At 33.0% G+C, this 26,538-nt stretch carries 22 protein-coding genes; 8 read left to right on the top strand and 14 right to left on the bottom strand.

Translation table 11 applies throughout. The annotated features are described in order from the left end of the window. Nucleotides 1–6 precede the first annotated feature (6 nt). From FGM02_RS10770 to FGM02_RS10760, 3 genes are read right to left on the bottom strand one after another with little or no spacing between them, the layout of a single operon-like run. A complete protein-coding gene (locus FGM02_RS10770) occupies nucleotides 7–2,523 on the bottom strand; it encodes a carboxypeptidase-like regulatory domain-containing protein (protein ID WP_166461167.1) in 2,517 nt (838 codons plus the stop codon). After that, nucleotides 2,507–3,418, bottom strand: a complete 912-nt coding sequence (locus tag FGM02_RS10765) for a FecR family protein (RefSeq protein WP_139958386.1) — start codon at nucleotides 3,416–3,418, stop codon at nucleotides 2,507–2,509. Before FGM02_RS10765 ends, FGM02_RS10770 begins: the two co-directional genes overlap by 17 nt. A 40-nt stretch (nucleotides 3,419–3,458) precedes the next feature. Further along, on the bottom strand, nucleotides 3,459–3,989 hold the full coding sequence (locus FGM02_RS10760; protein ID WP_139958385.1) for an RNA polymerase sigma factor: 531 nt from the start codon (nucleotides 3,987–3,989) through the stop codon (nucleotides 3,459–3,461). 209 nt (nucleotides 3,990–4,198) lie between these two features. Here FGM02_RS10760 and FGM02_RS10755 point away from each other — a divergent pair, with 209 nt between their 5' ends. From FGM02_RS10755 to FGM02_RS10730, 6 genes are all read left to right on the top strand, one after another. After that, nucleotides 4,199–5,206: a DUF4382 domain-containing protein gene (locus FGM02_RS10755; protein ID WP_139958384.1), complete on the top strand. Its 1,008-nt coding sequence runs from the start codon at nucleotides 4,199–4,201 to the stop codon at nucleotides 5,204–5,206. A gap of 79 nt (nucleotides 5,207–5,285) precedes the next feature. Next, nucleotides 5,286–5,873 (top strand): porin family protein, encoded by a 588-nt coding sequence (locus FGM02_RS10750; RefSeq protein ID WP_139958383.1) that lies wholly within the window; start codon nucleotides 5,286–5,288, stop codon nucleotides 5,871–5,873. Nucleotides 5,874–6,050: 177 nt separating this feature from the next. Next, complete coding sequence (locus tag FGM02_RS10745; RefSeq protein WP_139958382.1) at nucleotides 6,051–6,713, top strand: hypothetical protein; 663 nt, start codon at nucleotides 6,051–6,053, stop codon at nucleotides 6,711–6,713. Nucleotides 6,714–6,784: 71 nt separating this feature from the next. Continuing rightward, the gene (locus FGM02_RS10740; RefSeq protein WP_139958381.1) at nucleotides 6,785–7,690 is read left to right on the top strand and encodes a glycosyltransferase family 2 protein; all 906 of its coding nucleotides are present in this window, start codon (nucleotides 6,785–6,787) and stop codon (nucleotides 7,688–7,690) included. 38 nt (nucleotides 7,691–7,728) lie between these two features. Next, a complete protein-coding gene (locus FGM02_RS10735; protein WP_139958380.1) occupies nucleotides 7,729–8,829 on the top strand; it encodes a glycosyltransferase in 1,101 nt (366 codons plus the stop codon). Nucleotides 8,830–8,858: 29 nt separating this feature from the next. After that, a complete protein-coding gene (locus FGM02_RS10730; RefSeq protein WP_139958379.1) occupies nucleotides 8,859–9,971 on the top strand; it encodes a glycosyltransferase family 1 protein in 1,113 nt (370 codons plus the stop codon). Here FGM02_RS10730 and FGM02_RS10725 read toward each other — a convergent pair. After that, on the bottom strand, nucleotides 9,964–10,656 hold the full coding sequence (locus FGM02_RS10725; RefSeq protein WP_139958378.1) for a cell division ATP-binding protein FtsE: 693 nt from the start codon (nucleotides 10,654–10,656) through the stop codon (nucleotides 9,964–9,966). The genes FGM02_RS10730 and FGM02_RS10725 overlap by 8 nt on opposite strands. A gap of 224 nt (nucleotides 10,657–10,880) precedes the next feature. On the opposite strand from FGM02_RS10725, the gene FGM02_RS10720 reads away from it, so the two are divergent. Together FGM02_RS10720 and FGM02_RS10715 are read left to right on the top strand one after the other, a co-directional pair. Next, on the top strand, nucleotides 10,881–13,901 hold the full coding sequence (locus FGM02_RS10720; protein WP_139958377.1) for a tetratricopeptide repeat protein: 3,021 nt from the start codon (nucleotides 10,881–10,883) through the stop codon (nucleotides 13,899–13,901). Next, a complete protein-coding gene (locus FGM02_RS10715) occupies nucleotides 13,882–15,627 on the top strand; it encodes a TonB-dependent receptor (protein WP_139958376.1) in 1,746 nt (581 codons plus the stop codon). The genes FGM02_RS10720 and FGM02_RS10715 overlap by 20 nt, the downstream gene beginning before the upstream one ends. A gap of 65 nt (nucleotides 15,628–15,692) precedes the next feature. Here FGM02_RS10715 and FGM02_RS10710 read toward each other — a convergent pair whose 3' ends face one another. The 10 genes from FGM02_RS10710 to FGM02_RS10665 all read right to left on the bottom strand — a co-directional run bounded on the left by FGM02_RS10710 (nucleotide 15,693) and on the right by FGM02_RS10665 (nucleotide 26,413). Next, nucleotides 15,693–16,202 (bottom strand): hypothetical protein, encoded by a 510-nt coding sequence (locus tag FGM02_RS10710; protein WP_139958375.1) that lies wholly within the window; start codon nucleotides 16,200–16,202, stop codon nucleotides 15,693–15,695. Beyond that, a complete protein-coding gene (locus tag FGM02_RS10705) occupies nucleotides 16,195–18,447 on the bottom strand; it encodes an FUSC family protein (protein ID WP_139958374.1) in 2,253 nt (750 codons plus the stop codon). Before FGM02_RS10705 ends, FGM02_RS10710 begins: the two co-directional genes overlap by 8 nt. Before the next feature lie 123 nt (nucleotides 18,448–18,570). Further along, nucleotides 18,571–19,338, bottom strand: coding sequence for a tryptophan synthase subunit alpha (trpA, locus tag FGM02_RS10700; RefSeq protein ID WP_139958373.1), 768 nt, complete (start codon nucleotides 19,336–19,338; stop codon nucleotides 18,571–18,573). Between the two features lie 52 nt (nucleotides 19,339–19,390). After that, on the bottom strand, nucleotides 19,391–20,428 hold the full coding sequence (locus tag FGM02_RS10695; protein ID WP_139958372.1) for a T9SS type A sorting domain-containing protein: 1,038 nt from the start codon (nucleotides 20,426–20,428) through the stop codon (nucleotides 19,391–19,393). A 168-nt stretch (nucleotides 20,429–20,596) separates the two neighbouring features. Further along, complete coding sequence (gene trpB, locus FGM02_RS10690) at nucleotides 20,597–21,784, bottom strand: tryptophan synthase subunit beta (protein WP_139958371.1); 1,188 nt, start codon at nucleotides 21,782–21,784, stop codon at nucleotides 20,597–20,599. 31 nt (nucleotides 21,785–21,815) lie between these two features. Further along, the gene (locus FGM02_RS10685; protein ID WP_166461166.1) at nucleotides 21,816–22,427 is read right to left on the bottom strand and encodes a phosphoribosylanthranilate isomerase; all 612 of its coding nucleotides are present in this window, start codon (nucleotides 22,425–22,427) and stop codon (nucleotides 21,816–21,818) included. 25 nt (nucleotides 22,428–22,452) lie between these two features. Then, nucleotides 22,453–23,244: an indole-3-glycerol phosphate synthase TrpC gene (trpC, locus tag FGM02_RS10680; protein WP_139958370.1), complete on the bottom strand. Its 792-nt coding sequence runs from the start codon at nucleotides 23,242–23,244 to the stop codon at nucleotides 22,453–22,455. Nucleotides 23,245–23,322: 78 nt separating this feature from the next. Next, a complete protein-coding gene (trpD, locus tag FGM02_RS10675) occupies nucleotides 23,323–24,309 on the bottom strand; it encodes an anthranilate phosphoribosyltransferase (protein WP_139958369.1) in 987 nt (328 codons plus the stop codon). A 65-nt stretch (nucleotides 24,310–24,374) separates the two neighbouring features. After that, on the bottom strand, nucleotides 24,375–24,950 hold the full coding sequence (locus FGM02_RS10670) for an anthranilate synthase component II (RefSeq protein WP_139958368.1): 576 nt from the start codon (nucleotides 24,948–24,950) through the stop codon (nucleotides 24,375–24,377). Nucleotides 24,951–25,018: 68 nt separating this feature from the next. Continuing rightward, nucleotides 25,019–26,413, bottom strand: coding sequence for an anthranilate synthase component I family protein (locus tag FGM02_RS10665; protein WP_139958367.1), 1,395 nt, complete (start codon nucleotides 26,411–26,413; stop codon nucleotides 25,019–25,021). Between the last annotated feature and the right edge of the window lie 125 nt (nucleotides 26,414–26,538).

Raw genomic sequence — 26,538 nt, 5'->3', positions numbered from 1 at the left:
AATTCTCTAAAAAAACATACGCAAAGATATATTTGGTGTAAAGCCTAAGGAGTACAGCGCTATTTTTTTTGTTTTAGAAGTATCTTCCTCATCTAAAATATAATAGGTATTGATGGTGTTTTTTTGATTGAAAAGGTTTTGAATTCCTACTTTCAAACTTCCTTTATAGGCATCCGACTTGTAAAAAGCATAACTTAAAGAAGCATCTACCCTACTATACATTTTTTGTTGAAATACATTTAAATCACCATAATTAACCAACGGCGTGTTTCCCTCTTTTTTGGTTTCATTGCCTTCCACAGGTTTTGAATACGGAGTTCCTGAACGCAACAAAGCACTGATAGACGTATCTATATTTTTTAACAACTCAACGTTTGCTCCCAGCGTTACCGAATGTGGTGTGTGTGTATTTGCCAAGAAAGATGTAGCTGAAATTTCTTTAAAGTCTAATTTGTAATGGCTATAGGTATACGACAACCAAAAATTAGATTTTTCTAATTTACGATTGTACAAAAACTCCAAGCCCGTTCCACGCTGACTTCCCGTTATACGATTGTCGTAAATTTGATTTTTAAACCCTTGTCCAGATATTAATAAATCCTGCAATTTTTTGTAAAAAATAGTGACATCAAACAAGTGCTTGTTTTTTTTATAGTGTACGCCTAACGAAGTTTGTGCACTGGTCACAATAGGAATATTTTCATCAGCCACCAACCAACGTCTGTTTTCCACTCCTAAAAAATCATCTAAAAACTCAACTACCTGAGAAGTATATTGCGATTTTTTTTCAAAACGAAGACTAAAATCCAATCCATGGTTGACGGCATAATTTACATTCAGCCTTGGCTCTAAAGTAGCTTCTTTTAATTGTTGAAAATAATTAGCTCGCAATCCGGCTCGTACAAAAAAACGATTTTTTTTAAAATTCCCTTCAGCAAATAGGGCATGATTTGTCATAGCGCCATTTTGCCTTCTCGTATACAGTGGATTGTCGATGTTTGCAAAATTTAATACCTGTGTCTGATTTAACTGATAACCAAACTCAGCAAATACGCTTGGAGAAAATGTTATTTTCTCGCTTACTTTCAAAGTATTTTCTTCTACTTTATTTTGCTGAAGTAAAATTTGTTCTTGGTTGTTTTGATAATTTTTTGAAAATAATGAATAAGCACTGTGGTACAATTGCACCTGCGTTTCTAAATTTTCAGTTTGCTGAAAACGGTACCAAAGTCCAACCGCATCCGTATTTTGTTGCAGGGCATCTTGTAAAGCATTTGCCCTATTTTCTACAAAAGACAAATCGTTATGTACCTTGATGTAGTTTGCTTTTAAATGATGCTTTTCTTTTATTTTCAGCAAAGCACTTAAATTAATGTCGTGAAAATTAAAAGAAGTCTGGGACATATTTTCACCTATATCATTGTTTTGAAAGGTCTTTTTAAAATACGATTCGTAGGTAGGAGAAACAAACCAATCGGTATTGGATTTTCGATACGAGGTATTGATTTCAAAATTTTTAGTTACTGGAATTTTCGCAAACACATCGGCAGCTAAAAAATTCATTCCTACTCCTCCAAGTACTTTTTCAGAAATCTCAGTGGCTGTTTCTAAAAATATAGAACTGGAAACTCCGTTGTTAAACTTTGCACTGGTCCCATCTTTTACTATTGAAATTTTAGATGTTAAATAAGGATTGACAGCAGAAATTAACCCAAAAAAATGAGAGGCATGATACAAGCGAATTTGATCCCAATAAACAACATTTTGATCATTGGCTCCTCCGCGAACATTGATATCTGCAACAGACTCATTGACACTTTCTATTCCAGAAAACAATAAAGAAGTTTGTAATAAATCAGGATCTACTTGTCCGGAAAGTATGTTGAATTTATCTGTATTCAGTACAAAAGTTCCATCCTTTAATTTGGAAATACTATTGCTAATATATTGGCTCAGTACTATTTCATTTATTTCTTCATAGGAAGGTTCCAATTGCACATTAAAACAAGCACCCTTTTTTTCTTGATTTGAAAAAAAATAGTTTCCGTTTTTCACCAAGGTTTGAAAGCCTAAAAAACGAAACTGAACAGTATCCAACACTTGTAAATCCTCAAAATAAAATTCCCCTTGCTCATTCGTTGTTGTACCAGTTTTTGTACCCAGAACAACGATAGAAACATAAGGGACTGACTCTTGATTTTCGTCTACAACTCGACCACAAATTTTCAGTTTTTCAACTTTTAACGCAATGGAAATAAACCGAGCATCTATAGGAACTACTTTTAATATTGAAATACTTTGTAAATAAGTCAATGCTTCTTCTAAATTTGAAACATCGGGTACTTCGCCTTCCAATTCTAAATTTGTTAGAGCACTATTTACATAGGAAAATTTTACATTGAATTTTTGTTCAAAACTGGATAAAACATTTTTTAAAGCCAAAGTCTCTTGTGCTTGAAGCGTGTTTACAAAAACAGCAAACACAAGTATAAAAAGCCAAAAACGTTTATTTATACAATTCAATTTTGTCATTTTCAATTCGGTAATTCAATCCTAAAGGTAAGCTAATGGATTGAATGGCTGCTTCTTTGTTTTTGTGACTAAATCCACCTGAATACAATACGGATACATCTATATTTTTTGCGCTAATGGTTAGCTTATATTGACGTTCAAATTCGGCCAAAACCTCTGAAAAAGGCACTTCGGTAAATACACTTTCTGCATGCAACCATTTTGGATCTACTTGTGAAGCATCCTCAACTTCTTTTAAACGCCCATCAGGCTGTAACACCACTCCTTTTCCTGGAGTTAAAATAACCGTTTGTTTATTAATCGCCACAGAAACTTTCCCTTCATAACAGAAAACTTCAAAATAATTCTCTCTGGATTTTACATTGAATTTTGTTCCCAATACATTAACTACACCTAAGGAAGTTTGCACTTCAAACTTTCCTTTTTTAGTAACTTCAAAAAAGGCTTCTCCTTGTAAAGTCAATTCTCTAGAACTTTCAAAATTTCGTTTTTTGAAGGCGATACTTGAAACTGCGTTTAGCACTACTCTAGAATCATCTGCTAATAAAACCGTTTTGTTTTCACCAAAAGTGGTTGTCAAAGTTTCCTTTTGCATGCTGTAAAAGAAATAACTAATTCCTAACAAAATAACCACAGAAGCCGCTACTTTATAAAAAATAGAATTCTTTAAAGAAATTACTTTCGTTTCCTTTTTCTTCCTTCCTGCAACACGTGCTTTAAAATCTTTTAAGGCAACATTTGGATCGACGGAGGGATAGTTCAATTTTTCAGATTCAGACGCAATTTGAGCATAGTTGCTAAAATCTTCCGTTTTAGAAAAATCGGCAAGTTCTTCAGGTGACATGTCACCATTTAACCATTTTAATATTTCTTTCTCGTTTTTCATAATAAATAGACAACTGACTTCAAATTCTCCCTAACAAAAATTAAATATTCTCTAAACCTTCCATTTCAGAACGTAAGGTCAATAAGGCTTTGCTCATTCTTTTTTCTACCGCTTTTACAGATATATCTAACAGCTCGGCAATTTCTCTGTATTTTTTTCCTTCCATTCTATTCAATAAAAAAACTTCCTTTTGAATATCGGGTAACTTATTAATGGTTTCTTCCAACTTTTGCTTGAACTCTTTTTCTTGCAAAGCACCTTCTGGAGTGTCATTACTAGTATACAGATCATCTGGTGCCGCTTGTTCATAAGCACGAACTACTTTTTCGTGCTTTTTCATATTGTAAAAAATATTTCGAGCGGTAGACAATAAATAGGCCTTGGCTTTGCTCAAGTCAAATTTGTTGCAATTTTCCCAAATCTTTATAAAGGCTTCTTGAACCACATCAAAGGCTTCATCCTTATCCTTATTTTTTGCGACAATAAAACGAAAGGCATGGTTGACCTGCTTCTTATAAAAAGCATCAAACTGCTTTTCTTCACATAAATTGTCAAAAACTGATTCTTCCATAAGCGCCAAATGTACTCATTTTTTCTAGGTTTTCTAAAAATTGAAAAATAATTAAAATTTTATTGCATCGTCTAAGCCCTTATAAAAACAGGAAAAACCATGCAATCTTCCTTTTAATTTCAAAAAAAAATAAAAAATCGGTAGGGTAAAGAAATCTTGCGTTGTCTAGTTGATGTAAGCAAAATTAATAAACACTAAAATTTACCATTATGAAAACAATACATAACACAGACACAAAAATTAATTCAACATTTAAAACAATTTCTATTATGAAAACTAAAAACGTATTCAAAACAATTTTATTAGCCGCTTCCGTAACTTTATTTACAGCATGTGCTGAAAACGAAGGAATGGAAAGAACAGGAGAAGCCAACAAAACAAATTTCCATATGACAGATGCGCCAACAGACAATACCAATGTAAAAGGAGTAATTGTTACCGTAGCTGATGTTCAAATTGACGGAGTTTCTATTGAAGGTTTTTCAAAAACAACCATTGACCTATTACAATACCAAAATGGGGTAACCGAATTGTTAGGGAATTTAGAATTACAAGCGGGTACCTATTCTAATATCAATTTGGTGTTAGATTATGAAACAGATGCTTCAGGAAATAGCCCAGGATGTTTTGTAGAATTAAAAGACCGCACAAAAACAGCTTTGCAAAACACACAATCTTCTATTCAGATTAAGGATTCTTTTGAAGTGTTTGCCAACACTACCAATAATATTGTGTTAGATTTTGATGTTAGAAAAGCCATAGTATCAGACAACGACAGTGAATTTAAGTTTGTATCTACTGCCGAAATGAGAGAAAGCATTAGAATTGTAAACGAAGACGATACTGCAGAAATTGAAGGTAACGCGAATGATATGGACGATTCTTCAGAAAAAATTATTGTATATGCTTATGAAAAAGGAACTTTTAATGCGGCTACTGAAACTCAGGGACAAGGGCAAAGTAATGTTTTATTTGCCAATGCAGTAAGTAGTAGTTTTGTAAGTGACTTTACAGGAAATTACAGTCTTAATTTTATTGAGTCAGGAGAATATGAATTGCATTTTGCTTCTTATACAGATGAAGATAATGACGGAGAATTAGAATTTAGTTCGGTATTAATTGCTGAATCTATAACCAATATAGATTTAACTAATTTGAATGTAAATGCCAATGTAAACCTAAATATAGCTGTAAATTTGACGGCAAGTAATAAATAATAAAAACAAACTAGGATTGCATTCAACAGAATGCAATCCTTATCTTAAAAAATATACAAACCCTTTAAACCCATAAATTATGAAAACTCTTTTCGTTTATATTGCCCTTTGTATTGGTTTTGTTGCCACAGCTCAAGAAGCCACAACCCATTCCAAAAAAAATGCTGAAGCAGGAATAAAAGGAGGTTACAACTTCACTCTTTTAAGAAATGCTGACGACAATGAATCTGATAGAAAATCAGGTTTCCATGTAGGAGTTTATTCAGAATCGTATATTAGTGATCATGTTTCTATTCAGCCTGAATTGTTATTTTCTAGAATTGGGCATACTTTTGAAAACGACAGCTTTAAAATAAAACAACGTTTGGATTATATCAACTTACCTGTTTTATTTAAAATTTACCCTGCAGAAACATTTTTCTTTGAAATTGGCCCACAAATTGGATATGTAATTTCGCATAAAGAAGAAACAGAATCTTTTATTGTCAACAATGAAAGAGATTACAATCCTGATTTATTTAACTGGAGTGCCAACGCAGGAATTGGTTTTAAAACCCTTGAAGGTTTTACAATTAGCGCCAGATACAATTACGATTTACAAGAAAATAATGGAGAGCTAAATTATTACAACGATTTATTACAAGTTTCCATCGGTTTCCGATTTTAAACTCCTACCCCGAAAATTCAACCAATGGTTGTTTCGCTAAAAAGTTACACCTACCCGAAATCCAAATAATTCAGTAAATTTGATTTCAAAATAAGGCTTAGCAACACTAAGGATTGCATTTCAACAAATGCAATCCTTTATTCCTATAAATAAAGCATCTATCTAAAGACAACTCTTATGAAAAACATCATATACTTCCTTATTTTTAGTTGTTTCGCTTGTCAACAAAATACAGAATTCTCTGAAGAAATTTCTGTAAACACGAATACAAAAAATAGCGAAACCACCAACTTGTATAAACGCACAAGTATGTTGGATGGAAGCCTTGATGATATTATAGATGCCAATTCTTGTGCTTTGGTACAACTTCCGATTACAGTTTTGGCAAATAACATTTCACTAACTATTGCTACTGAAGCCGACTATATTTTAATCGAAAACATTTTCAATCAATTGCCTACGGATACAGACACCTTAGTTCTAAATTACCCAATTACAGTTACTTTGTATGATTACACAGAAGTTGTACTCAACAACACAACAGATTTAGCTGAACTAAAAAAACGCTGCGACGCCATTCCCTTAGAAGATCGTGCAATAAGCTGTATCGATTTAGGCTTTCCCCTTAAAATTCAATTTTTCAACACCTTAATCAATCAATCTTTTTCTGAAACTATTTTATCAAAAAAACAGCTTTTTCAATTTATGACGGCAGTATCCTCTGAAGAAGTATTTAGCATTCAATACCCGATTGATATTTCTTTTGATATAGATATTTTAGAAACCATAGATTCCGATTTAAGTTTTAAAAACAACGCGCTTAGTTGTTCGACTAATTAAATTTTATATCTCGCTAAAATTGTAGCTGAATTTGTAAATTGCGCACATAACTTGATCCCTTAAAGAACCAAATGAGCTTTTTTTCAGTTATTGTTACCGTTTACAATAAAGAGGACTATATTTTAGACACGCTAAACAGCATCAAACAACAAAGCTATTCTGATTATGAAATTGTTCTTGTTAACGATGGCTCTACAGACAAATCTTTAGACATAGTTTCTCAATTTGAACACCCCAATATTAGCGTATTTAGCACCAAAAACAACGGTGTTTCTAAGGCTAGAAATTTTGGTATTGAAAAAGCAAACTCAAATTACCTTGTGTTTTTAGATGGTGATGATGTTTGGATGCCTTATCATTTACAAGATTTAAAAAAACTCATAGACAAATATCCGAAGGAACATATCTTTTCTACAGCATACACAGAAGGGAAAGGGAAAAATTTACGCAGTTTCCAATTCACAACATCCAATAAAAAAATTCAAAAATTAAATTATTTTGAAGGAAGTAGCATCAGCTCTATTCTTCATCCTTCAACAATTGCTATCCATAAAAATGTGCCCATTACAGTTGGTGGATTTAACCCTAAATATTCCAATTACGAAGACATTGAATATTGGTTCCGAATCGGGTTAAAATATCCGGTTATTTTTCACAATACCCCTTCCGTTTGTATTCGAAAAACTAAAAACAGTTTGACAACCTCCAGCTTTAAAATTGAAAATCATTATTTTTTTGAAGATTATGACGATCAGTTTTTAAATGATAAAGCCTTTAGAAAAGTATTAGATATCAATCGATACTCACTTGCTGCACTTTGCAAAGTAAATAACGAACAAGAACAATTTTTAAAGCTTTCTAAAAAAATTAATTCGAAAAACCTACACCTTATACAACGAATCTTATTAGCTGCTCCTAAACCCATATACCTTGTGCTAAACAAGTTTAAAAATCTGTTAAGGCGATACTTTAATTAATTTTATCTTTACAAAAAATTGACAGCTGTAAAAACCATATGAGTCACACACCTAAGTCTACTAGAAAAAAAATATGTCTTGTCACTATTTCACTAGCAAATGGAGGTGCTGAACGATGCACAGCTTTACTTTCTACATTACTTTACCAAGAGGGATTTGAAGTACATATTGTTTGTCTGACCCAGCATATAGATTATGAATATTCTGGTAATTTATTTTGTTTGTATGCACAAAAGAATAATTCATTGCCCCAAAGATTTTCACGATTTAAAAAATATTTACAAAAAGAACAATTTGATTGTATCCTAGACAGCAGAACCAGAAGTTCTAATGTAAAAGAATTTCTCTATTTGCATTATTTATACAAAGCTAACAAGGTCATTTATGTGGTACATAGTTACAATTTGTCGGAATATTTTCCACCCAGCAAATTGCTAACAAAAGCCATGATCAACAAGTCGGAAGCCATTGTTAGTGTTTCAAAAGCCATTTCAGAAAAAATAAACACAAAATTTCCAAGTTCAAAAAACAAATATATTTACAACCCAATTTCTGAAGAAGGCATTTCTACAGATCTTCCAAAAACAGAAAAGTCTGCAGAGAAATACATCTTGTACCTTGGTCGCATTCAAGAATCTGTAAAAAACCTATCGCTATTACTCGATGCCTACAAGGCTTCTAATTTAGCTCAAAAAAACATCCGACTTAAAATTTTAGGTGATGGACCTGATTTGCATTTAGTAAAGTCTAAAACAACAGAACTCTCGCTTGATACACATGTCGAATTAATTCCATACACACCTCATGTTACCCCCTATTTAAAATCTGCCTTATTTCAAGTTTTAACAAGTAGGTATGAGGGTTTTCCTCGAGTTTTAATTGAAGCATTAGCCGTTGGCACTCCCGTTGTGTCGGTTGATTGTAAATCTGGGCCAAATGAAATTATTTGTCATGAGCACAACGGTCTCTTAGTTGAAAACTACAATGTTACAAAATTAGCCAATGCCTTTAATCGATTTATAGACGACAAAGAGTTGTACCTCCATTGTAAAAAAAATGCAAAAAGCAGTGTGGCTCATTTAAAGCCAAATATAATTGCAAAAAAATGGACTGAACTACTCACTTCTTTGCACAAATAAGTATCTTTATAATTACCGTACCAAAAAAAATGCTAACCACACTTCACATCGTATCGTTTGACGTTCCTTACCCCCCTAACTATGGCGGTGTAATTGATGTTTTTTACAAACTAAAAAGCTTGCAGGCTTTAGGAATACAAATAATTTTACATACCTATGAATACGGTAGAGGCGAACAAGAGGAATTAAACAAATATTGCAAGGAAGTACATTATTACAAAAGAAACAATTCCTTAAAAAACATCCTTTCACGAAAGCCTTTTATTGTAAAAACCAGAAGCTCTGAAAATTTATTAAATCGCCTACGAAAGGACCATTTCCCAATTTTGTTTGAAGGACTTCATACTACTTTCCCGCTCACAACCAACCTCTTAAAGAATAGAATTACACTTGTAAGAACACATAATATTGAACACGATTACTATTCTGGCTTGGCAAAAAGTGAAAGTAGCAAAAGAAAAAAAGTGTTTTTTGAAACCGAAGCTAAAAAGCTTTCGAGATATGAGCGTATCTTAAAAAAAGCCAATTATATTTTAACCATTTCTCTTTTTGAACATGAATATTTTAAAAATAAGTTTGGAAATAAAGCTATTTACACACCTGTTTTTTTCAATCATAACGAACAATTAATCAAAAGCACCTCAGAAAAATTTGCTTTATGGCATGGCGACTTGCGTGTTTCCGACAATCAGAAAGCCTTACTTTTTATGATTCAAGTTTTTAAGAAGCTTAAAAGTCCGTTGGTGGTAGCAAGCAGTTCTATTAGCGATGAGCTTTTAAGCAAACTGATGGAACATCCAAACATTAGGTATGAAAGAGTAAAAGACAATGAACATATGAATCAATTGTTGCAATCGGCACATGTACACCCCCTTGTTTCTTATCAAAAAACAGGCATAAAATTACGTTTGTTAAACATACTAACCCAAGGTAAATTTATCGTAGCAAATAATGAAATAATTGATGATACCGGATTAGAAAACTGTTGTTACAAAGCCAATACTTTAGAAGAGTTCAGAGCGCAAATCACTAAACTACTAGCCCAAGAATATACAAATCAGGAATTTGAACAAAGAAAAGAACTGCTCAAAAAATTTGACCCTCTAGAAAGTGCTAAAAAAATAATTGCTTTACTTAAATAGTTTGATGCTGTTGTTGTACCACCTCAAACAATTCGCCACCTTCACATTTTAAAGTTCGTTGTTGGAATTTTAAAATCAACGCATAATCATGTGTTGCCATTAAAATAGATTTTCCACTTCGGTGAATTTCACCTAACAGTTCCATAACTTCAATAGAGGTTTTCGGATCTAAATTCCCCGTAGGTTCATCCGCTAAAATTAAATCTGGATCATTCAACAAAGCACGCGCAATAGCAATTCGTTGTTGTTCACCCCCTGAAAGTTGAAAAGGCATTTTAAAATATTTGGTTTCCATGCCTACCTTTTTCAAAACTTCTTCAATTTTAGCCGCAATTTCTTTTGAATTTTTCCAACCTGTAGCTTTTAAAACAAATTTTAAGTTTTCAAAAACCGTTCGGTCGTTTAATAATTTAAAATCTTGAAAAACAATTCCTATTTTTCTTCTTAAGTAAGGGATTTGACGCTCCTTTAATTTTTTTAAATCGAAGCTTACAATTTCCCCGTTTCCTTCCTTCAATTTCAAATCGCCATACAGCGTTTTCATCAAGCTACTTTTTCCACTTCCCGTTTTCCCTATCAAATACAAAAACTCACCTTTCTTAATATCTAAATTTACTTCAGACAATACCAAAGTACTTTCTTGAAAGATACTTACATTTTCTAATTTGAGAATTGAATTTTCCATGGATAAATTTTAGTCTTACAAACTTATCAATTTCAAGGCGAACTAACAACTGTTGTTCCAAATCATTCTAGCACGGTTCTTGTTATTCAATGCACAGTAAAACAATTTCTAAAACCTGATGTTAAAGCGCAATTGTGAATTTAACAACTTGTTCAATAAAAAAAAAATTTGAACGTTTTACTAGGAGATAATTATTTATTTTTGGATATCAAACACCTTATTAAATGAAGTACTTTACATACGTTTTTTCACTTTTACTTATTTCGGTTAGCTCCCCTGCAATTGCTCAAAAATCTGAACACAATGAATTGGCCAAAATGGCTTATTTTAAAGCGGTTGATTTTTATAAAAATGAAGCTTTCAAAGCCGCAAATCAACATTTTGAAAAAGCCTTCCATACGATGGATGTCAATTCGGAATACCGTGAAGATTGCAATTATTACTACGCACTAACGGCTATTAAATTAAACGAAAAAGGAGGAGATGCCTTAATGACACAATTTGTACAAAACTATCCTACAAGCAATCGAAAAAATGAAGCCTATCTAGAAGTTGGAAATCATTACTACGCCAACGGTAAACCCGCCGCCTCCTTAAAATGGTTTCAAAAAGCATCGCCTAAATTTATGACAAATAAGCAAGAGGCCGATTATAATTTTAAAATGGGCTATGCGTTGTTTTCAAACAAAAAATACACCGAAGCAAAACAATATTTATTGCCCCTTACCCGCTCTGAAATATATGCGGATGAAGCCAATTATTACTACGGGTACATTGCCTATTTACAAGAAGACTACAGCACGGCTCAAGAATATTTTAAGAAAATTGAAAACAATGCCCGTTATAAAAACGACTTGGCCTATTACTTAATGAACATCAACTTCAAACAAAAAAAGTATACGCAAGTAGTTGAAACAGGTGAAGATTTATTGAAAATTGTTTCGAGAAGACAGATTTCTGAAATTTCTAAAATTGTTGGAGAAAGTTATTTTTATTTGAATGATTTCAAAAAAGCCATTCCACATTTAAAAAACTACAAAGGAAAGAAAAACCGACTGTCTACCAACGATCATTATTTTTTAGGGAATGCGTATTATAAAGAAAATGATTTTCCAAACGCCGTACTTACCTTTAGTAGAATTGCCAAAGGAAAAGATGCCGTTGCTCAAAATGCCTATTATCATTTAGCCGACTCGTATTTAAAAATGGATAAAAAGAGTGAAGCCTTAAATGCATTTAAAAATTGTTCGGAATTGAATTACGACCAAGACATAAAAGAAGATGCTTGGTACAATTATGCCAAATTGAGTTACGACATTGGAAACCCTTACAAAAACACCTCAGAGGTTTTAATGAGTTATATTCAGCAATACCCAAACAATGCCAAGGCACGTGAAATTAATAAATTAATCGTGCAATCTTTTATCAGCTCTAAAGATTACAAAGGTGCATTGGCCTATTATCAAAAAAGACATTTATCAAAAGATAGCAACTACCAAAAAACATCCTTGTATAGAGGAATTCAATTGTTTCAAAATTCCGATTACCAAGAAGCTTTAGCACATTTTAAAACTTCTAGCAACCAGGTTTTTGACAAAAAAGTTCAGGCTAGAGCTTTGTATTGGCAAGCAGAAACTTATTACAGAATGTATAATTTTAAACAAGCCCTACTTGATTTTAAAAGATTTTCAACCAATGCTTATGCCAAAAACACCGAAGAGTATAAAAACAGTAATTACTCTATTGGCTACAGTTATTTTAAATTAAAAGACTACGATAGAGCCAAAGGATATTTTGAAAACTTCATTAAAACAAAACCCAAAGACAAGGTGAAATTTTACGATAGTTATGTGCGTTTAGGCGATTGCCATTTTATCGGAAAAAGTTATTGGAACGCCATGACAGCCTATAATAAAGTGATAGAAGCCAACGCTATTGATGCCGACTATGCGCAATACCAAAAAGCCATTAGTTATGGTTTTGTCAGTCGAAATACCAAAAAAATTGAAACCTTAAAACCTTTTTCAAAAAACCATCCAAAATCTACTTATAAAGACGATGCCTTGTTTGAATTAGGAAATGCCTATATCCGAGAAAGACAAAGTTCAAATGCAATCAGTACTTTTCAAAAATTAATTGACACCCACAAAAAAAGTGTATACATACCCAATGCCTTGCTAAAACAGGGACTTATCTATTACAACGAAAACAACCCAGATAAATCCATAGCCAAATACAAATCTATTGTCAGTACATACCCTAAATCAAAAGAAGCGTCTCAGGCTGTTAAAAATGCGCGTCAGGTATATGTAGATATTGACAAAGTAGATGAATATGCTGAATGGATTAGAAGTATCAATTATACCAGTGTTTCTGACATTGATTTAGACAACACCATGTATGAGGCCGCAGAGAAAAAGTTTTTGGCCAACAATTTAACCCAAGCCATTTCAAGCTTTAAAAAATATTTGATCAACTTTCCTGAAGGGATACATGCATTAAAAGCCAATTTTTATAGTGCTCAAGCATATTTCTCAACTAAAAACACTGAAAAAGCAGCAGAACAATATCAATTTGTTATTTCACAAAACGCCAGTGAATTTACAGAACAAGCCTTATCGAGATTGGCACAAATTTATTTAGAAAAAAATAATTGGGAACAAGCAATTCCTATTTTAAAAAGATTGGAACTGGAAGCTAATTTCCCTCAAAATATTGTTTTTGCACAAAGCAATTTGATGAAGGGAATGTATGAAAAACAAGACTTTGAAAACACCGTTCTTTATGCTGAAAAAGTACTAGAAAATAAAAAAGTAGAAGATCAAGTAAAATCTGATGCCTATATATTTATTGCCAGATCTGCTATTAAAACAGCACAATTGGAAAAAGCAAAAACTGCTTATGAAGAAGTTTCTAAAATTGCAAAAGGAGCCTTAAAAGCGGAAGCCTTATACTACGATGCGTATTTTAAAAATCTTGACAAAGACTATGAAGCTTCTAACAAAACCGTTCAAATACTGGCGGCCGATTATGCGTCACACAAATACTGGGGCGTAAAAGGTTTATTGTTAATGGCCAAAAATAACGATGGTTTAAAGGATGCCTTTCAAGCAACTTTTATTTTAGAAAACATAATTAAAAACTACGGTCAGTTTGAAGATTTAAAATTAGAAGCACAAACTATACTAGAAGAGATTACCAAAAGAAATACAACAAAAACTGAAAATGAAAGCACTGATTTCTAAAAATAATATGATACTAAAAAAACAAATTTTATTGGTTTTCTTGCTTTGCCTAACGGCAACTACTTTTGCGCAACAAGAAAAAGACACCATTGCCACAGAAGTAATAAATGTCGTTACCTCATACACGCCAACAATTTCAGATGCTTTTAAAAGTAAAGACAATCCGACAATTGACACCAAGGATACGCAAAAAAAAGCACAAACTTATTCTATCAATGAAACACAAGTGCCCTCTATTTTTACACCCAACGTAGGCTCGTATAAAACCGCTATTCAGCCTAAAAAAAAGATAAACTATCTAAATTTTGTAAGAATCGGATATGGTAATTATGGAACTCCTTTGGTAGAAGCTTTTTTAACGAAAAAAAATAGGGTACATGAGTTTGACTTTTTATTATACAACAAGGCCTCTAACGGTGGTATCAAAAACGTGGCGCTAAACGACAAGTACCTCAACACAAATATTGCCTTAGATTATAAAAATAAGCAACGCCACCATACCTGGAAAGGAAGTGTAAACTACAGTAGAAATGTATACAATTGGTATGGCTTGCCAATGGCAACCGACTTTAGCTCTGTGATTGATGCTATTGAAGAGCAGCAAGTTTATAACGACTTGTCTCTAGCAGCTGAATTGGCTTTTAAAAAAGGAAAGCTTAAAAACATTCAGGCCGAAGTACATACATTTTCTGACAAGTTTGATAGTGATGAAATGCAGTTAATATTAAAGCCTCAATTTGAATTTCCACTAAAGAAAAATAAAATTTTAGCCGATGTTTCGGTAGAAATTTTAAATGGTGAATTCAAACAAAACTATGAGGCTACCGAGAACATTAACTATGGTTTGTTAAGCTTAAAATCTGGAGCTTATTACCCAATTCAAAAGGAAAATTTATTTTTCTCTATTGGCGCAAAAATAAATTACACTTCGGATTTAGAAAACAAGACTTCATTGTTTAAAGTCTACCCCGACCTAAAAGTTGATTATGTAGTTGTTGATGAACTTTTTAATGTATATGCAGGAATCAACGGTGGCCTACAACAAAACACCTACCGTAACTTGTCGACCTTAAACCCATATGTATCACCATCATTAGACCTTAAACCCACTGATAACACCTATACTGTTTACACAGGTTTAAAAGGAAAATTATCCTCAAGAATAAATTACAATGTAAAAGCTACTTATAGCAACGAAGACAACAAGACTTTGTTTCGTTTAAACCAAAATTTATCAGATGGAACTGACGTTCAAGACCAAGGTTACAACTACGGAAATTCATTTGATGTAGTTTATGACAATATCAAAACTTTAGATTTCTTTGGAGAAATTTCTACAGAATTATTTGACAATCTAACTATTGGCGCGAATGCGCATATCAAATCGTACGATACAGAACTAGAGCAAGAAGCTTGGAATTTAGCAAAATTCAACACCACTATTTTCGGAGATTTTAGTTTTCAAAAATGGCGCTTTGGGTCGGAGCTTTACATTGTTGGAAAACGTAAAGATGTATTAATGAATTCCGATGGTTCTAGCATACCACAATTTTTAAAAGCCTATGCCGATTTGAATATCAATGCACATTATCAGTTTAGTTCAAAATGGAGCGCTTTTATGGAAGTGAGCAATCTATTCAATCAAAACTACCAACGTTTTTCAAATTTTGAAGTACAAGGTTTTCAAATTATGGCTGGGTTGAAATACCAGTTTCATTTGAAATAAAAAACCAAGATGTAAAACAATGATTTTATTTTGATACAACACCAAAATAAAATCATTGTAAAATGTTATTTGATTAAAAAACTTAGCGAGTTTAAATAATCATTTTCAATGGCTAATGAGCTTAGTTCTGCAAATTCACAAAAACAAACATCACCCCAAGTAGCTGTAGGAGTCAGTGTTTTTGTTTCAAAATCTTTGTCAGCAACACTTGTAATCTTCCCTAAAGTCAATTCCTCCTCATCATAAGTATCAAAGTGAAATAATTCATTTTTAGCTTGTATTTGCCTAATTAATATGCCCGTATCATCTAAATCGTATGCATGTTCTATAGAAAGATCAGGATATTTTAGGGCTCTTATTTTTTCTTTAAAAATTTCATCTTCTTCACGTAGTATTTCATCGATATTTCTTTTATGGACAAAACGCAAACCGTCAATCATAAAATCATTTTGATTGTCGTGTAACAAAATCCACTCTGATCCTTCGGCAATAAAAAAACCAGAAATTTCTTCATTCCAATCATTCATTAAAATGGCATACGCTTGCAAGGGGACTAATTCAATACTTTTATACATCTTCTTGTTTTTCTAATTGATATTCTTTTATCTGGTTGATCATGTTTTTTGACAGCGTAAATAAATACGACATTTGTTCCAATACTAATTTAGCTTCTTGAATTTCACCAACCAAATTTTCTTTTGTGGCAAAAGCCTCAGCTCCTTTCAACTCAATGGTATCATAATCTTTTGTTAGTGCATCGTATTTTTTTTCTAAGGAACTCAATGCCCCTTGAATTTCCTCTTCTGCATTTAGATTCGTCATTTTTTTATTTTGCAAAAGGGCAATTCCATTTTCAAGATTCCCCAAAATATTCTCTACAAAGGTCTCAACAGAAACAGATACCGTTGTTGTTTTATGGGTTCTTACAAAAGTACCTAAGGAAGCTAATGAAGATAAAAAGGTATTGCTAGAAACGACAATTTCATAAATTTTATCAAAATATTTTTGTCGCGACTTAGGTTCTTGTGTCATTCTTTGAAAAGCAGCATTTAAATCGCCAATAGCCAAAAAAGCCTGTTTACGCGCCAACTTATAATCGGCATCAATTTCTTTTTTTGTGTGATAGGTTTCATCAATCTGTTTTAAATAACTACAATTCCCTTTCAACACCTTTTCCACAGATTCTTCAATACTCATAAACTCCCAGGCCGGAAATAAAAACAAATTGGATAAAAAAGCCAAAGCTGCGCCAACCAAAGTATCAATAACTCGAAATTGTACCGCATGAATAACATCTGGGCTATAAACGGCATACAGAAACACAATATGCAAGGTTAAAAAAACAGCAAATATTCTATAATTTAATTGAACCAAAGCCAATGCCAAAGCCAACGTTAGTGCTGCCAACACAGCAAACACCACCGTATTTTGAATCAGTAAAACTACTACCAAAGCAATAACTGCTCCTATTAAAGTTCCTACAACCCTTTGCTGCATGCGCTTTTTTGTCAAGCCATAACTAGGCCGCATAATAACCAATAAGGTAATTAAAATCCAATAAGGATTTTGAAAAGAGAACAATTCTCCTACTAAAAAACCGACAACCATAACAATAGACAAACGCAAGGAATGTCTAAAAATAGAGGACTTAAAACTGAAATTTTCTTTTAATTTATTAAAACCATAATCCTGAGGTGTTAAAAACTTGGCGTCTTCTGTAGTAAAAGATTTTAAAGAATTATTCCCAGAAATAACCGTTAAGGCGCGTTCAATGGCTTTTATTTTATGAGCTTGTTCTGCTTGGTATTCAAAAAGGTGAACCAATATATAAAACCCTTCACTATGATTTTCTAAATCAATTTTCTCCTTATAGGCATCAATAGAAGTTCTAATTTTTTTCAACAAAAACCGAATTTCACTATTCGATTTTGGTTTTTCTCCTCGAATAATTACTTTCGAAATATAGTCCAATTGCGAAACCATTTCTAAAATCAAATCGACAAACGGCAAAATTTGTTCTTGTCGATCTTTAAACAATTCGTCCAATTTTTGATAGTCTATCGGATTTGCAATGGCCAATTCTAACATATCAACCAATTCTATAAAAATCAATAATTTTCGTCTAATTCTATTGGAAACTCCCGACTTCTGACGTTTGGTTAGAATGACTGCCCGCAGGGTTTCATGTTTCTCGCTAAGCTGCGCTTGGTAGTCGAATAACTGTTTTGTTAATTGTTCTCGTTGCTCGGTTTCTGTTAATAATTTAGCACGTACTTCCAAATATTTTGCGGTCAACTCTAAAGTATCCGATAATAATTCTTCTACATACATTCTAGGGTTGATATAGTTCATAAAACTAGCCAAGAATAAATACCAAACACCTCCAGCTCCAATAAGCAATGCATATTCCAATACACTTACCTGAACATAAGAATTTCCGAAGCTAATAACCACAGCCAACAAACCTGCAAATGAAACAAGCGAAGCTCTAAATCCAAAAACAGATAGGTAAGAAATTAAAAAAGTAAGACAACCTAAAACAGAAAGTAACACCCAAAGATGAAAGACCGCATAGCCCATTATAAGCGTCGCTAAGGTGGTCAAACAAATAGCGATTAGCATTCCATAGGTTCTATGACGAACACTACCTGCAACATTTGTTGGCGAGTTGTAAAAAACCCCTAAAGCAATGGCAAAACCAATGGTGGCATTGTCGTAACAAAACTCACTAATTAAAATAGGCAACAAGGCCCCTATAGAAAAGGTAAGACTTTTATAAAAATCTGCACTTATAAAAAAACGTCTTAGCGCATCAAACATACATCTATTTTGAGAGCACAAAGGTAAACTGTATTTTTTCTTTTAGCAGGAATTCTGACAAAATAATATGCACAAAAAAGCCCTTTAGAAAAATCTAAAGGGCGCTTTTAATATTTAAAAATCTTAGGCTAAAATACCCTTTGTAAATTCAGGGATAGCCGCTACTCCTTTTTCATCTAGAAAATTGATAAAGGCAGAACCAATAATGGCACCATTCATATAGTCACAAGCAGTATCAAAAGTTTCTTTGTTAGAAATTCCAAAACCTACAATTAATTTACTTTTTAAGTTCATGGCTTTGATACGTTCAAAATAAGCGATTTGCCCATCAGAAATACCACCTTTTGCACCAGTAATAGAAGAAGAAGCCACAACATAAATAAAAGCTTCGGTCATCTCATCAATCTTTCTAATTCTTTCATCAGAAGTTTGTGGTGTAATTAAAAACACATTGGAAATACCATAACTTGCAAACAAAGCTTTGTAATGGTTTTCATATTCAATCATTGGTAAATCTGGTAAAATAACCGTTTCAATACCACATTCTCTACAGCTTTCACAAAATTTTTCTTCACCAAATTTCAAAACTTGGTTCAAGTATCCCATTAAAACCAAAGGTGCTGTATTTTCTTTTTTAACAGATTTTAGCTGCTCAAAAATAACATCTAAATTAATTCCATTTTTCAAAGCAACGGCACTACTGTATTGAATGGTTGTACCATCGGCTAGAGGATCTGAATAAGGCAAACCTACTTCAATAAAATCTACGCCATTTGTACTTAATTCTTTTATAATGGTTGCTGTGTCTTCAAGTTTTGGAAAACCTGCTGAAAAAAACACAGAACACAATCTGTTTTGTTTTGTTTTTAATAACTCTATTAATGCACTCATTTGTTTATCTTTTTACCAAAGGTACTACTAGTTTTTATTTCTGTATTTACCTTTACTTACTAATCACCAATTTTTTTACGATCTTATTTTCGCCATCTTGCAAACGTAGAATATAAATTCCATCTGCAAAATTTTGAATATTTAATTTTGGGGTTTCCTTCGTTATTTGTCCGCTATACACCAACAAACCTGACAAAGAAAACAATTCCACTTTTACAAATTCTTGTTGAACGACAAAGGTTACATCTGACACCGCTGGATTTGGAAAAAAGTGAACATTTTCATTTTGAATATTATCTAAACCTAATTCCTCTGCCTCTGTTGTATTTTCATAATACGAATAAGTACCATTTCCTTTTCCTATAAAAACATCCAAATCTTCATCCGCATCCATATCTAAGAATACAGGGTTTGGATACAATTCGTTAAAGTCTCTAAATGGATTTTCAGCATTCAGTTGGTTTTCAAAAACGGGTGCCACTTCTGTCCCATTATTTTTATAAAAATAGATGCCTGCTGTATCAGCGGATTCATAATCGATCCAACCTATAAAACAATCCAAATCCATATCTGCATCAATATCTACAAAAGAAGTCGAATAGGAATGATTACTTGCACCAACCAAACCCGAAAGCGGATTTTCACTTCCTGTTTTCAAAACAAAAATAGGCGTTGTAATTGTTCCTTCATTTTTAAAATAAGAAATTCCAGAGCCACTACCTACAAAAACATCATAATCACCATCATCATCAAGATCTGTAAAAGTTGGACTAGAATTTGCTCCAACAGCAACCAGTGCTAATGGATTGCCTGCTGCTTCTTGTTCTTCAAAAACATTAGGATTTTCTTCTGTACTAATATTTTTATAATACCTGATTGTTCCTGCTAAATTTCCAATAAACAAATCGAAATCGCCATCATTATCAATATCTACAGAAGCAGAATTAATACCTGTACCAACATCTGCTGTATCCAATGGGTTATCAGTCCCTGTCCTTTTGGTAAACTCTATCGTTTGTCCAAAACTAAGCATTGAAAAAAATAAAAACAGCAAAGCCACCTTCACTTCCTTCAAACTACATATCCCCATAATTTTAACTAAAAAAACAATCTTCAAAAAAATAATTTTAAATGAATTTAACTTGCACTGCCTGCCTCCTCCTTCTAAAAAGAGCTCAAATACTGAATATCAATATTTTGCAGAACCGCAAAGATAAATGTATTTATTCTTCTTTTACTTAACATAATTTAAAAGATGCTATTCTTTTAAATTATCAATATAGGTTTCTAAATCTTTATCTCCTCTACCCGACAAATTTAAGACAATAACTTGTCCCGCTTTTATGTCCATTTTATTTAAAGCTGCTAAGGCATGAGCCGACTCTAAAGCTGGAATAATTCCTTCAACTCTTGACAATTCATACGCAGCATCCAACGCTTCTTGATCTGTTGCATTTAAAAAAGTAGCTCTTTTAGTTTCATACAAATAAGCGTGTAACGGACCAACTCCAGGGTAATCTAATCCTGCAGAAATAGAGTAAGGCTCAATAATTTGACCGTATTCATCCTGCATCAAAATAGTTTTACTTCCATGAATAACGCCTACTTCTCCTAGTTGCGATGTTGCTGCACTTTCACCACTATTCACTCCTAATCCTGCTGCTTCAACAGCTATTAATTCTACTGAAGTATCTTCTAAATAATGATAAAAAGCCCCAGCAGCATTACTACCTCCACCTACACAAGCCACAACCGTATCAGGATTTTCTTTTCCTGTTTGCTCTAATAGTTGTGCTTTAATTTCTTCACTAATTACAGCTTGCAAACGCGCTACCATGTCTGGATACGGATGCGGTCCTACTACAGACCCTATTAAATAATAGGTATCTTCAGGGTTTCCAATCCAATCGCGAATGGCTTCATTGGTCGCATCTTTTAAGGTTCTACTACCACTTTTAGCCGGCATTACTGTAGCACCTAACATTTTCATTCTCGCTACATTTGGCGCCTGACGTTTGATGTCCACTTCCCCCATAAAAACGATACACTCCAACTCCATCAAAGCACAAACAGTTGCTGTAGCAACACCATGCTGTCCTGCTCCTGTTTCCGCTATAATTCGTTTTTTACCCAAATGTTTGGCCAACAAAATCTGTCCAACCGTATTGTTTACTTTATGGGCACCTGTATGGCATAAATCCTCACGCTTTAAATAAATAGAAGCATTGTACTTTTTAGACAAGCCTTTAGATAAATACAAAGGTGTTGGACGGCCAACATATTGGTTCAATAAATATTTATATTCTTTTTGAAAAGCCTCAGAATAAATAATTTCTAAATAATTATCTTCTAATTCTTTGACATTTGGATACAATAATTCTGGAATAAATGCTCCTCCGAATTGTCCGTAATATCCTTCTTTTGTAGGTTGAAATTTTGGTTCCATATATGTATTAGCTCTTGACTGTTTGCCTTTTTTACTTAAACTCTTTAAAAAACTCTTTTAATTTTGCTACATCTTTTGATGCCGGTGCTATTTCAAATTTACTATTGATGTCTAATGCATGAATAGGCAAATCTGTCTTTATAATTTCTTTTACTTTTTCTATTTCTTCCAATCCAATTCCTCCACTTAATATAAACGGTGTTTTTGAATTATATTGTTTCAGTACTTCCCAATCAAAGGTATAACCATTTCCTCCAGGTAATTCGCCTTTGGTGTCAAACAAGAAATAATCTAATTTCCCTTCAAAAGGAGCTAAAGCAGAAAAATCAAAATTTCCTTTTATAGAAAACACTTTAAAAACCTCCACATTCAAATTTTTAACGGCCTCACAAAATTCGGGGTTCTCACTTCCATGCAGCTGTACAGCCTTTAAGCCTAGGTCTTTTACTTTCTCTTGAATAAATTCAAAACTTGCATTTACAAACACACCTGTTTTTATAATTTCTGGAGAAATTATTGGCAGCGTTCCATTAAAATTTCTGGCAGATTTTTCAAAGAAAATAAAACCCAAGTAATCTGGCTGTAAGGCAGCTACGGCTTCTATATTTTCTACGGATCCCATTCCACAAACTTTAATCTTCATCTTTATCGTTTTTAGTCTCTTGAGTTTATCTTAACTGATCAATAAATTGTTTACAAGCCAAACCTGGATTGTCTGTTTTCATAAAGTTCTCTCCTATTAAGAAACCTTCAAATCCGAATTCTTTCAAACCGGTAATAATTTTAGGATCGCTAATTCCACTTTCTGAAATTTTGATACAGGTATCTGGTATTTCTGCTGCCAAAGCAATGGAATGTTCCAAATCAACTTTAAACGTTTTTAAATTCCGATTGTTGATTCCGATGATTTTTCCATCAACATCTGATATTTTATCGAGCTCTTCCTTGCTATGAATTTCATACAAAACACTCAAACCAAGATCAGTGGCCAACTTCCCATAATTTTTCAATTCTTCTTTAGTCAAGCAAGCTGCAATTAATAAAACGGCATCAGCGCCAATGGCTTTTGCTTCTACTATTTGAAAAGCATCCACCACAAAATCCTTTCTTAATATAGGACGCACAGTATTGATGGTTCTGGCAGTCATTAAATCAACCATTGTTCCGCCAAAATAACGTGTATCCGTTAAAATAGATTGCGCGGCAACATTGGCATCTAAATAGCCTTGAGTTACCTCTTGAATGGTAGATGTATCGTTGATAATTCCTTTAGAAGGAGATTGACGTTTGTATTCTGCAATAATTCCTGTAGAGCCTTTTTCTGTAATAGCGGTTGCCAAAGAAAGCGGTGTTCTTTTAAACGCCGGACTTTTTACCAATTTTTCCAGACTTACCTCTTGTTTTATTTTGGCAACTTCTTGCTTTTTAAAAGCGACTATTTGTTCTAATATATTGTTCATGTTGTTGAACTGTGTCATTGTTTAAACGTTTATTATACTATATACTCTCAATCCCTCTATTGGTCGAAAAAATAGTTTCTAACTTATAATTAACTCTAGTGCTTTTTTAGCTTTCAATCCTAACAATGAATCTTTCGCTTCTTCAAAAGCAGTTTCGAAACTTTTCGAATTGTCAAAAGTTTTTAATGCAAATGCTGCATTTGTTAGTACTACATTGTTCTGAGCCTCGGTTCCCTTTCCATCCAAAATACTTTTAAATATTTCTGCTGCTTCTGGAACGGAATTTCCTCCAAATATTTCTGAAGGATCCAATCGTTTCAAACCTAATTCTGTGGGATATATAGTTTGTTCTGCTTCTTTAGAAAATAATTTAAACGGACCTGTCAATGAAATTTCATCATAGCCATCTAAAGCATATAAAACACCATAATTCAGTGCTGTTTCTTGCAATAAATAATTATAGGTTCTGGCCACTTCCAAATTAAAAACACCTACCAATTGGTTTTGGGGCTGACTTGGATTTACCAAGGGGCCTAACATATTGAAAAATGTTTTCAAACCTAATTCTCTTCGAACCGGCCCTACAGCTTTCATAGCAGGATGAAATAATGGCGCGTGTAAAAAACAAATATTAGCTTTCTCTAATTGTCTTTTTAAAACCGACTCATCATTGGTGAATTTATAGCCTAAATATTCCAACATATTGGAAGAACCTGAAGCTGAAGAAACCGAATAATTACCATGTTTGGCTACTTTATTTCCTGTTCCTGCAACTATAAAAGAAGTCAGTGTAGAAATATTAAATGTATTTTTTCCATCCCCCCCTGTTCCGCACAAATCAATGGTATTAAAATCTGATAAATCGACTTTAACTGCTAATTCTAATAAGGCAGCTCTAAAACCAGACAATTCAGCAACCGTAATAGGACGCATCATAAAAACCGTTAAAAAAGAAGCCAAGTGTGCTTGGTTAAATTTTTCAGAGGCAATTTCAATCAATACAGCCTTTGCCTCGTTATGCGATAAAGTCTGATGTTGGAATAGTTTGTTTAATAAGTTCTTCATTGCTATTAGCTTTTGATTTTTGGCTTTTGACCGCTAGACAATGGCTAACGGCTAAAAGTAAAAGACTATTTTAAATTATCCATAAAATTACGAACCATTTTTTCTCCTAGTGGCGTTAAAATAGATTCTGGATGAAATTGTACAGCACTTACATTATAAGTTTCGTGTTCCAATGCCATAATTCCACCTTCATCATCTACAGCTGTAATTTTTAATTCTTTAGGAAAGTCAGAATTTTGAGCGATCCAAGAATGGTATCTTGCTGCTTCAAATTTTTCTGGCAAACCTTGAAAAATCAATGCATCTTTATCAACTACGGTCATTTCTGTTGCAACACCATGGTAAACTTTATCCATATTGATAATGGTTCCTCCAAAAACTTCCGTAATTGCTTGCAAGCCTAAACAAACGGCAAAAATTGGTTTGCTTGCTGCATAGGTTCTGATGACTTCTTTTAAAATACCAGCCTCATCAGGAATTCCTGGACCAGGAGAAAGCATAATCACATCATACTTTCCAACATCGGCAATAGAAATTTTATCATTTCTAAATACATCAGGAAAAATTCCAGTAATCTCTTCTACCAAATGCACTAAATTGTAGGTGAAAGAATCGTAATTGTCTAATATTAATATTTTCATTTTTTTTGCTTTTGACTATTGGCTCTTCGCTATTAGCCAATGGCTAACGGCTAAAAGCAAAATACTATCTATATATTTTCTGCTAAAATCAACGCTTTTTTCAAGGCTGCTAATTTATTATTTACTTCTTGCAATTCACTTTCTTCGCTTGAATCAATCACAATTCCTGCACCTGCTTGAGAATACAAAACATTGTTTTTACTAACAAAAGAACGTATGGCAATGGCTAAATTCACCGATCCATCCAATCCGATAACCCCAACAGCACCTCCATAAAAACCTCTGGTTTGGTTTTCATAAGTATCAATTAATTGCATGGCTTTGTATTTTGGCGCGCCACTTAAAGTTCCTGCAGGAAAAGTATCTCCAACAATTTCTATCGGATTTCCTTTGATATCACCTTGTACCGTAGATACCAAATGAATAACATGACTAAAATATTGTACTTCTTTAAACACTTCAACGCTTACATGGTCGGCATGTTTACTCATGTCATTTCTGGCCAAATCGACCAACATTACATGTTCCGCATTTTCTTTTTTATCTTCTGATAATTTTTTCCCTAATTTGATATCTTCTGCCATATCACCTGTTCTTCTAAATGTTCCGGCAATAGGATTGATAATTGCTTTACCTCCACTCACTTTTATTTGTGCTTCAGGTGAAGAGCCCATTAGTTTAAAATTTCCATAATCGAAATAAAACAAATAAGGCGAAGGGTTTATAGAACGTAAAGCTCTATACACATTGAATTCATCTCCTTTGAATTTTTGTTGAAACTGTCTCGACAAAACAATTTGAAAAACATCACCACGTTTGCAGTGTTCTTTTCCTTTTTTTACATAGTTTTTAAAATCTTCATCCGTACAATTTGAAGTTTCATCTCCAACAAAATTAAAACTTTGCGTATTGTAAGCTTTCGATTTTACAATTGTTTCTATTTCAGAAATTCTTGAAGTTCCCCCTTCTTCTAAGTTTTCAATAATAATCATCTCATCATTAAAATGATTGATGGCAATGACGAATCTAAAAAAACTGTACTGCATTAATGGAATTGCAGAAGGAGCTTCTTTGGATGTTAATTCAATATTTTCAAAATACTGAACACCATCATAAGTTGTATAACCATACAAACCATTGAAACCTTTTATAGCCGGGTCACAATCCAACTCAATAGTTGATGTGTATTGTTGAAAAAGCTCATAAAAATTTAAATCTTCCAACTTATTAGAAGCCAATTCTTTCCCCTTATAAGACAAATTTAAATGGTGATTTTCCGCTTTTACCGTTAACATAGGCTCTATACAGATAAAAGAAAAACTTTCTTCTTTGCTATGATAATCAGAACTTTCTAACAATAAAGTATTGGCAAACTTATCTCTGAATTTCAAATACAAACCTACCGGCGTCACTGTATCAGCGATACGTTTTTTTGTAATTGATTTAAATTTTATTTTTTCCATTTAATTATAATTTATTATTCATCCTTACGGATATGAATCAAAAAAGGCTTATCGTGAGATAAGCCTTTTATTATATGTTGAACACAAAATACAAGTAGTTTCTCACTTATGAATTAAGAGAGTTC

This window comes from Flavicella sediminum, assembly GCF_006381105.1.
In the GTDB taxonomy this organism is placed as follows: Bacteria; Bacteroidota; Bacteroidia; order Flavobacteriales; family Flavobacteriaceae; genus Flavicella; species Flavicella sediminum.
This window is presented reverse-complemented; position numbering and strand designations above follow the sequence as displayed.